This window comes from Kordia sp., assembly GCF_045105435.1.
Taxonomy (GTDB): Bacteria; Bacteroidota; Bacteroidia; order Flavobacteriales; family Flavobacteriaceae; genus Kordia.
This window is the reverse complement of the sequence record NZ_JBGCDL010000359.1, coordinates 1-10,549: the sequence shown is the minus strand read 5'-3', so window position 1 is coordinate 10,549 and position 10,549 is coordinate 1. Positions and strand designations below refer to the sequence as shown.

Annotated in this window: 4 protein-coding genes; all 4 read left to right on the top strand. The window is 34.0% G+C overall.

Annotated features, from left to right (window positions below; genetic code table 11):
* On the top strand, window positions 1–1,815 hold a 1,815-nt coding region (locus tag AB8B65_RS18210), incomplete at its 5' end, for a non-ribosomal peptide synthetase (protein WP_405302714.1).
* Window positions 1,812–6,536, top strand: coding sequence for an amino acid adenylation domain-containing protein (locus AB8B65_RS18205; protein WP_405302713.1), 4,725 nt, complete (start codon window positions 1,812–1,814; stop codon window positions 6,534–6,536). The genes AB8B65_RS18210 and AB8B65_RS18205, both read left to right, overlap by 4 nt.
* A 105-nt stretch (window positions 6,537–6,641) precedes the next feature.
* Window positions 6,642–8,000: an aspartate aminotransferase family protein gene (locus tag AB8B65_RS18200; protein ID WP_405302712.1), complete on the top strand. Its 1,359-nt coding sequence runs from the start codon at window positions 6,642–6,644 to the stop codon at window positions 7,998–8,000.
* A 1-nt stretch (window position 8,001) separates the two neighbouring features.
* Window positions 8,002–10,549, top strand: a 2,548-nt coding sequence (locus AB8B65_RS18195) for an amino acid adenylation domain-containing protein (RefSeq protein WP_405302711.1), incomplete at its 3' end; no start/stop codon positions are given.

The following is a 10,549-nucleotide window of genomic DNA, read 5'->3' as shown; positions in this document are numbered from 1 at the left end:
ATTTCACCAGAAGAAGAGGCAAAATTAATATATGAATTTAATGATGTAAAAAAGGCATATCCATCTAGTTCAACACTTGGAGAATTATTTACACAACAAGCGTCTAAAACACCAGAACAAGTTGCAGTATCTTATCAAGATAAGCAAGTAAGTTATGCTGAATTAGAAGCTCGTTCCAATCAATTTGCAAACTACTTACAATCACAATGTAATGTAGAAAAAGGAGACATTGTTGCAGTATTGTTAGAACGAAGTGAAAACTTACCAACGGTTATCTTAGGAACACTAAAAGCAGGAGCAGCGTATTTACCATTAGATCCATCGTATCCTCAAGAACGTTTAGATTTTGTACAAACAGACAGTAACTTTAAAGTAGCTGTAACGGACGAATTATTACAAAATTTCTTAGCAGATGAATCACTAAGTGAAGAAACGCAATTTACGCTTGAAAGTTCTTCGGCTGATCTAGCATACATCATGTACACATCAGGATCTACAGGAACACCGAAAGCAGTAATGATTCCGCAAAAAAGTGTGGTGCGTTTAGTAAAATCGGCTAACTATTACGATTTTTCATCTTCAGACAAACTTATTTCAACAGGAGCTTTTTCTTTTGATGCAACAACGTTTGAATATTGGGGAATGTTACTCAACGGAGGCGAATTGATATTATGCGATCAAGATGTATTATTAGACAATAATGCATTGCAAAATGAGATTCAAACTAGGAACGTAAATGTTATGTGGTTTACCGCAGGTTGGGGAAATCAATTAATAGATGATAACATTGAAATCTTTAACGGATTAAATACGGTATTATTAGGAGGAGAAAAGCTATCACCTAAACATATCCAAAAACTAAGAACTCAATATCCAACTCTTCAAATTATCAACGGATACGGACCAACGGAAAACACAACGTTCTCCTTAACGTATGATATAAAAGAGGTGAGCGATAGTATTCCAATTGGGAAGCCAATAAGTAACAGTTCAGTATACATCTTAAATGAAAAACATCAATTACAACCAATAGGCGTAGTTGGAGAAATTTACTTAGGAGGAGACGGATTGGCAAAAGGATACTTAAATGATCCAGATAAAACGGCAGAGAAATTTGTTTCAAATCCATTTATCAAAGGAGAAACAATATACAAGTCAGGAGATTTAGGAATGTGGCTTTCAGATGGAAACGTTCTTTACATGGGCAGAAATGACAACCAAGTAAAAATACGAGGACATAGAATAGAACTTGGAGAAATAGAACAAGTATTACAAAGCCAGGAGAGTGTATCTCAAGTGGTAGTAACAGTAAAAACGTTTGAAAAAGACCAAACAATTGTAGCGTACATACTTCCAGAAAATGGATCAATAGACAAAGAGGGATTAAAATCGGATTTAAGAGAATTACTTCCAGATTATATGATTCCAAACCATTATGTAGAAGTTACAGAAATGCCATTAAATGCAAACGGTAAAGTAGATTACAAAGCGCTTCCAGAATTGCAAGAGGCAGACATGATACGCACTGAATATGTAGAAGCTTCTACAGAAACAGAATCTCAATTGGTAGGCATATGGCAAAAGTTATTACAGCTAGACCAGATAGGAGTCAGAGACAACTTCTTTGACATCGGCGGACATAGTATCAAAGCCATAAAGATGAGCCATGATATTAGCACTGTATTTGAATTAGATGTAAGTATTAAAAACATATTTGTATATCCAACAATAGAACAATTGGCGGCTCAAATAGACATTGCTGTTAAACAACAAGAAGCAATCAAATCAACAAATTTAAACGAACTTGAAATATGATAGATTTTATTAAAAATCTTTCTGATCAAGGCATATATCTTCACTTAAAGGAGGGAAAATTAAAACTCTCCTTTGAGGGAAATATTAGTCCTGATATTTTACAAGAAGTAAAAGCAAAGAAAGAAGACATTATTGCGTATTTGGAAAATCATAGCTTAGGAGCTGTAACAGAAGACACCATTCAACTAGCTCCAAAAGCAAATGGATATCCATTATCAGTATCGCAAAAGCGTTTCTGGGCCATTGATCAAATCAATTCAAATGCAAACTCATACAACATACCATCAGAATTTCCTTTAGAAGGAGATTATGATATTGCTTTATTTGAAAAAGCAATCATGGCAGTAATTGACCGTCATGAAATTTTACGTACTGTATTTAAGCAAGATGAAAATCAAGACTTAAAGCAATGGATACTCGATACAGAAACGTTGAATTTCAAAATGATATTCAAAAACTTTGAAGAATCTGAAAACGGAAAACAAAAAGCATATTCATATATTGATAAAGATGCTTACAAGCCATTCAATCTAGAAACAGGACCATTACTTAGAGCTGCGATATTTAAAATAGACACAAATAAATTTATCTTTTATTTCAACATGCATCACATCATTAGTGATGGATGGTCTATGAATCTGCTCAGCAAAGAAGTAATGGAATTTTATGAAGCATTCAAAAATGGGCAACAACCGCAATTACCAGTATTAAAAATTCAGCATAAAGATTTTGCATATTGGCAACACAATCAGTCAGAAACAGCAGCTGAAACACAAAGTAGTAATTATTGGACAGAAAAACTTGCAGGAGATATTCCAAGAATTCAATTTCCAACGGCAAAAATAAGACCAACTGAAACTACAAATGCTGGTGAACGCTTAAGTACATATATAAAAGCAGAAGATATACTAAAACTAGAAGCACTATCTAAAAAGAATGGAGGAACTTTATTCATAGGGTTAGCAGCAGTTTGGAATGTATTATTGTACAGATATACAAACCAAAAGGATATCACAATTGCAACACCAGTTTCAGGAAGAGAACGTTCCGAATTAAAAAATCAAATAGGATGTTACATTAATACATTAGTATTAAGAAATCAGCTAAACGCTGAAGATAACTTTGAAGAAACATTTAAAAAAATAAGAGAAAGTGTCTTAACAGATTTTAAATATCAAACCTATCCATTTGATAAAATTACAGCAGACTTAAACCTTCCATTCAATCCAAATAGAAATCCACTATTTGATATTATGATAACATATAATGGAGAAGAAAGTGATGCGAAAGGAATTGTAATTGAACAGGAAGATATAGACAAAATATACAAACTAAAAACAGTTGCAAAATTTGATTTAGATATTGCATATAAAAAGTTAGGAAACTATCTTCTATTTGACATTGTATATAATACAGATGTTTATGAGCAAGAAACCATTGAAACACTTGTAAAACACTTTAAGCAAATATTAAATAGTATTGTAAACAATGTTGCAAGACCAATTGCTGAAATTGATTTTTTAAACAGAGAAGAAAAGCGAGTTTTACTAGGAGATTTTCTAGAAACTAGCACAAAATTTTCTAACAAAACTATATTTGATCATTTTGCCGCACAAGTAACAAAAACACCAACAAACAATGCAATCGTATGTGAGGACAAAGAAATTACATACCAAGAATTGGATAAATACTCAAATCAATTTGCACAGTATTTACAAGAAAAATACAATGTTAAAAAAGGGGATTTCGTAGGTGTAGAATTATCAAAAAATGAATGGACACTTGTATGTGTTTTAGGAATTTTAAAATCAGGAGGCGCATATGTTCCAATTGATACATCATATCCTGAAGACAGAAAAAAATTCATCCAAGAAGACAGTAATTGTACCGTAAACATTACAAATGAAATTCTAACAGATTTTATAAATCAAAAAGAAAAATTTGAAACTGTATTCAAACAAGAAACAATACAACCAACAGATCTAGCGTATATGATATACACGTCAGGATCTACAGGGAAACCAAAAGGTGTAATGATTTCTCATGGATCACTTGAAAATTATTTAACATGGGGAAGTGCATACTACTTAACCGAACAACTCAATAATTATAATTCAGGATTATTTACAACTTTATCTTTTGATTTAACTGTTACAAGCACGTTTTTATCATTAATTGTAGGTGGAACAATCACAATATTTCCTGAAAAAGGAGCAATATCAGAAACATTAAAAACATATATAGAAAGTGGTTTATCGTGGATAAAACTCACGCCAGCACATATTCATGTATTGGAAAAAATTTCCATTGAAAAATGTAATTTACAATTAGCCATTGTTGGTGGAGAAGCATTGCAATCGCAACATGTAAAGATTCTAAAAAAGCTAAACCCAAATATTAGAATTGTAAATGAATATGGTCCAACAGAGGCAACAGTAGGTTGTGTTGTAGATGAAGTTACCAATGAAGAATTCATAACCATAGGAAATCCAATTCAAAATACACAAACCTATATCATCAACGAAAAAAATAAACTACAACCAGTAGGTATCGTTGGAGAATTATGTATAAGTGGAAAAGGATTGGCAAATGGATATAAAAATAGAGATGAGTTAACTGCTGAAAAATTCATGCCACATCCTTTTGAAGTTGATGGCTTTCTATACAAAACAGGCGATTTAGCTTATTTCTTACCAGATGGAAGAATCGTATACAAAGGAAGAAAAGACGATCAAGTAAAATTAAGAGGTTACAGAATTGAATTAGGAGCAATAGAAGCACAGATTTCTAATAAAGAAGAAGTTCAAGAAGCAGTAGCAATGATTACGACTACTCAATCAGGAGAAAAACAACTCATTGCTTTTGTCGTTTCAACACTAGAAGAAACTGAAAACTCATTGCGAAAAAATCTCTCAGAGAAATTACCATCGTATATGATTCCTGAGCGATTCATACAATTAGAAACAATTCCACTCACGGTAAATGGGAAAGTAAATCGAAAACAATTACTAGAACATATTGATGAAACGATTGCTAGTGGAACAACGTATGTAGCGCCTACGAATGAAATTGAAGAAAAATTGATTCTTATTTGGGAACAAATACTCCAAAGAACAGAAATTGGAATCAATGATCATTTCTTTGAACTAGGCGGACACAGTATGAAAGCCTTGACTTTGGTAAGTTTAATTCAAAAGCAATTCAATAAAAAAGTTGGATTAAAACAATTGTTTTTAAACCCAAGAATCCAAGAGCAAGCAATATTAATCTCACAAGAAAAATATCAAGAATACAAGGAAATACCCAAAGTAGCTTTAGCGAAAAGTTATCCAATCTCTTTTGAGCAAAAACGAATTTGGTTGTTATCGCAAGATGACAATGTATCTATTTCATACAACATGCCAACATCATTAGAGTTTGAAGGCAAAATGAATTTAGAAACATTCGAAAAAGCAGTTTGGGCAGCTTTAGAAAAACATGAAGCGTTACGAACTGTTTTCAAAGAAGAAGAACAAGGCGATGTAAAACAATGGATTATTCCAATAAAAGATTTTCAATTTACTATTGATCACAAAAAAATAGATCAAGAAGGAGCAAATAACTCAAAAGTTGAAGCGTATCTAAAGGAAAAATTCTATACAGCTTTTGACTTAGAAAATGGTCCTTTAGTTCGTGTAGGTTTTTTACAATTGACAGACAACAAATTCGTGCTATACTATTGTATGCATCACTTAATTAATGATGGAGCTTCTATGGAAATACTAGGAGACGAAATTTCAAGATACTATCAATTAATTGAAGACGGTAATCAAATTAAAGAAGCGCCACTACGTATTCAATACAAAGATTACGTGGCTTGGCAATTACAAATGTTTGAAACTGACGTGGTCAATGATATTTCAGAATATTGGAAAGAAACATTTCAAAACAATGTCACGAAAGTAAAATTTCCATTCGAGAAAAAACGACCGGAAAACTTTCAGTCCAACGGAAACATCATTCAATTTGATCTGAAAAAGGAAATCAAAGACGGTTTTCAAAACATAACAACAGCTTCAGACGGAAGTATGTATATCTCGTTTGTATTCTTAGTAAATACAGTAATACATCAATACTTGGGAGACCAAAACATCATGGTAGGTTCATCATTCTCTACCAGAACACATGAAGAACTCAGTGAGCAAATAGGTTTCTATGTAAACAATTTACCAGTAGTTGCTAAAGCAGATGCTTCATTGAGTTTAAAAGAATTTTACAGTCAACTGAGAAATACAGTATTGACAATAAATTCAAACTCATGGTATCCATTAGAAAAAGTAATCGAAGATGCCAATTACATATATGACGCATCGTACTCAGGATTGTTCAATGTATTGGTAGAATATCACAGTAAAAATGCAACAACAAACAATTCAGAAACAGAAGCATTTTACAATGAAACAGAATACACATACAATGTTCCTTGTCAGTTTGACTTATCATTAGAATTCTTTGAAAACGATCAAAAAATCACTTGCGTATTAACCTACAACAATGCATTGTACGACGAATCTCAAATAGAATTACTAAAAGACAGATTGGTCAAAATTGCCGAAACACTTACAGAAAGTATCGACGAGTTTGACTCATTGACATTAGGCACAGTAAGCTATGAAGATTCATACGAACCAGAAATGGATTTCTCAGATGCGCTATTTGCAGAGCTAGAAGAAAACTTCTAATCACAACATACATATTAAAAAATGATGCGGTCATTAAACCAATGACAAGGGAGCTCTTTTTCTAAAAAAAAAGAAAATTTATTAACTATAAAAATCTAAATCAGTATGATTAAACCATTAATTCATTCGATGGCTGTGTGTCCAGATATGACAAAAACATATCCAAAAATCACACATGGAAAAGGTATCTACTTATACGATACCAACGGAAAAAGATATTTAGACGGTTCTTCTGGTTCTTCTTCAGTGTCCAACATTGGGCATGGTAGAGAAGAAATGGTAGAAGTCATGGCAGATCAAATATCAAAAATTACAGTACTTCCTACACATGCTTTCAACAGCGACGTAGTAGAAGGATATTTGCAAAGACTTACAGAATTTGCACCAGAAGGTTTCACGAAAGCTTGGACCGTAATGAGCGGAACAGAAGCTGTTGAAAATGCGATCAAACTCGCATTACAATATCACCAACTAAGAGGTGACAATTCGCGTTTCAAAATCATTTCACGATGGAAAACCTATCACGGAAACTCAGTATTTACACTAGATGTTGGAGGAATGAAAGCGCGTCGTGGTTTATATGACAAATGGCTACACAACTTTCCACACATATCGGCAGCGTACTCATACAGAAAACCAGCAGACTTAAGTGAAGAAGAATACACGCAAGAACTGTTGGAAGAATTTGAAAACGCCATTGTAAAAACAGGACCAGAAACAGTAGCAGCATTCATTGCTGAACCTGTAATTGCAGCAGCATTAGGAGCAGTACCGCCGCCGAAAAACTATTTCAAAGGAATCAAATACATCTGTGAGAAATACGGAATCTTATTCATCTCAGATGAAATTCTTTCAGGATTTGGAAGAACAGGTGAAAACTTCGGAATCAGCAACTTCGGAATTACACCAGACATTATCGCCTCTGGAAAAGGAATCAGCGGAGGTTATTTCCCATTATCGGCAGTCATTGCTTCCGAAAAAGTAGTACAACCATTAATTGATACCAAATCAGCATTCTTAGGCGGACACACTTTTGCGTGTAACCCAATGGGCGCAAGAGTTGGAAATCAAGTATTAGACATTATGGAACGCGAGCAACTAGTAGCGCGATCTAAATTCATGGGGAAACTATTCAAACAAAAATTAGAAACACTCTACGAATTTGATATCGTAGGTGATGTACGCGGCGTAGGATTACAATGCGGCGTAGAATTGGTACAAGACAAAGTAACCAAAGCACCATTTCCATCAGAAATGAAACTCTCCAAGAGAATAGGCGAAAAGGCTATTGAAAAAGGAGTGGTTTTATATCCAGGAAGCGGATCAGTAGATGGAAAAGCGGGAGATCACATTCTCATCACGCCACCACTAACAATAAATGAAGAACAATTAGACGAAATCGTAGATGTAATGAGAGACTGCTTAAAAGAAGTAGTATCCGAATCTAAAAAACTTACAGTATAAAATGGACAGAGAGGCAATCTTACGACAGGCAAAGACAGAAGAGTTTTGGTCAAAAAACATGCAAGAAATTGCAGAGCTAAACGCATCTTCTTTTTTTGGAGGAATTCAATTGAGAGAGGAAAAGGGCAATACAAGTTTAAAAATAAACTTGAATACTACAGATATTACAGCAGTAAAAAAACTATGTAATAACTCTGAAGTATTACTTTATAACTATTTTTTAAATGTTATTAGCAAGTTATTGATTGATTACAAAGAAGTCCCTTTTTTCCTTTCTCCGTTACACCAATTCCAACAATTCAAGAACAGCGAAAAAATCTTTTTTATCCAGCCTGAGATTAATTCAGACGAAAACTTCAAACAACTGTTCTCTACTCAAAAAAACATGCTTGCTCAGCAATTAAAGTATGTACTTTCTTGGGAAGAAATCACAGCGCTTGTTGAAGATGAAAACGTACTGAATAACCTCTCACAATTTGGTTTTGTGGTTAACACCAAAGAAATAGCAACAGAACTTGAGGCAAATGTAAACACACTTTTTCAATTTGTATTAGATGCGGAAAACCCATATCTAAAAATACAAGTAAAAGGTGAAATGTATGCGCCGAGAGTTCTGGAGTTATTGGGCGAAAACTTCAATACCTTACTAAGCGAAATCTTAGCAAAAACCTATGAGCCAGTAAAAAACTTAGACAGAAGTGGTACTACTGAGCAAGCCATTTTAGCAAACATCAACGAGCCAAGATCGTACTTTTCACTCGAAAAAAACACACTCGAACTCATTGATGAGCAATCAAAACTATACACAAGTAAAATTGCACTAAAACACAACAATAAAACGGCTACGTATGGACAATTAGCTTTAAAATCTAATCAATTTGGAGCATTTTTGGTAGACAGATACAACGCACAAAAAGATGATCTTTTTGGTATGATGTTATCACGATCTATCGGAATGGTAGAAGCTATTTTAGGAGTTTGGAAAGCAGGAAGCGCGTATGTGCCAGTTGGAACTGAATTACCAGATGAAAACGTAGTACAAATCATTGAAAACTCACAATTCAACGCCATCATTACAGATGATGAAACAGTTGTAGCACAACTTTCAAGATTGAATGTTAGTGTACCTGTAATTCACTTAAAAAATGAAGCGGCAGCAATTGCTAATTACTCAACAGAAGCATTACAAATTCCTATTAATGACAATGACTTAGCGTATGTAATATACACAAGTGGATCAACAGGAAAGCCAAAAGGAGTAATGATAGAACATCTAGGAATGTTAAATCATATTGGTGCAAAACTTACGGAAACAGGAATCACAAAAGACAGTGTAGTAGCGCAAAATGCACCACATACATTCGATATCTCAGTATGGCAACTCATTGCGCCATTAGTAGTAGGAGCAACAGGTATAATCTATGACAATGAAACCATCATTGACATCAAAGAATTTGTGTCTCAATTAGAAGAAGATCAAATCTCAATCTTAGAATTAGTGCCATCGTATCTGTTAGAAATGTTATTTCACATTGAGCAGGAAGATGCAAACACACAATTAGCGTTATCTATCTTAATCTTAAACGCGGAAACGTTGACAAAATCAATGGTAGAGCGTTGGTTGACACTATATCCTAAAATTCCAATCGTAAACACCTACGGAGCTACGGAAGTATCGGACGATACATCTCACTACGTAATGAGCAATGTACCAACAAGTTATTCGGTTCCAGTAATGGATTTCCCAATTCAAAACTTTGAAGTACACATAGTAGACGAAAATTTCAGAAAAGTACCAATTGGTGTACAAGGAGAAATCTTATTAGCAGGACCCTGTGTAGGACGCGGATATTTCAACGATCCAGAACGTACTGCAAAAGCATACTTGCAAGGACCAATAGCAGGAATTACAAACTGTGAACGTATCTACAAAACAGGCGATCTTGGACGATATATGCCAGATGGAACCATGGAATTTGTAGGCCGTAACGACAACCAAGTAAAAATATCGGGGCACAGAATCGAATTAGACGCTATTGAAAATATCACTGCAGGAATAGAAGGCATCATAAATGCTAAAGCGGTTGCGCATGTAGACAAGCAATTCATCGCTTTATATTATTTGGCTGACACTGCTGTAGAAAAAACAATCATAGAACAAACGATATTACAAAAACTACCAAAGTATATGTTGCCATCGGCAATTGTACACATGACAAACTTTCCATTAACCACCAATGGAAAAATAAACAAAAAACAATTACCAGATCCATTACAATACTTACAAAACGATTCCACAGCGTATGTAGCGCCAGAAACAGAAACACAAGAAAAAATTGCAGCTATATGGCAAGAAGTATTAAATGTAGAAAAAGTAGGTGTCAACGATCACTTCTTTGAATTGGGCGGACACAGTTTAAAACTGATGCGTCTAAAAAATGAATATCACAAAGAATTTTCGGTAAACATTAAAATCAAAGAATTCTTTGAAAATGCAACCTTAAAAGCACATGCAGCTATCATTGATGCAGCTGATAATAATGTATATG

What these genes read in the sequence shown, in the direction of transcription:
- AB8B65_RS18200 (WP_405302712.1), top strand. Translation starts at nt 6,642, where the DNA reads ATGATTAAACCATTAATTCATTCGATGGCTGTGTGTCCAGATATGACA.
- AB8B65_RS18205 (WP_405302713.1), top strand. Translation starts at nt 1,812, where the DNA reads ATGATAGATTTTATTAAAAATCTTTCTGATCAAGGCATATATCTTCAC.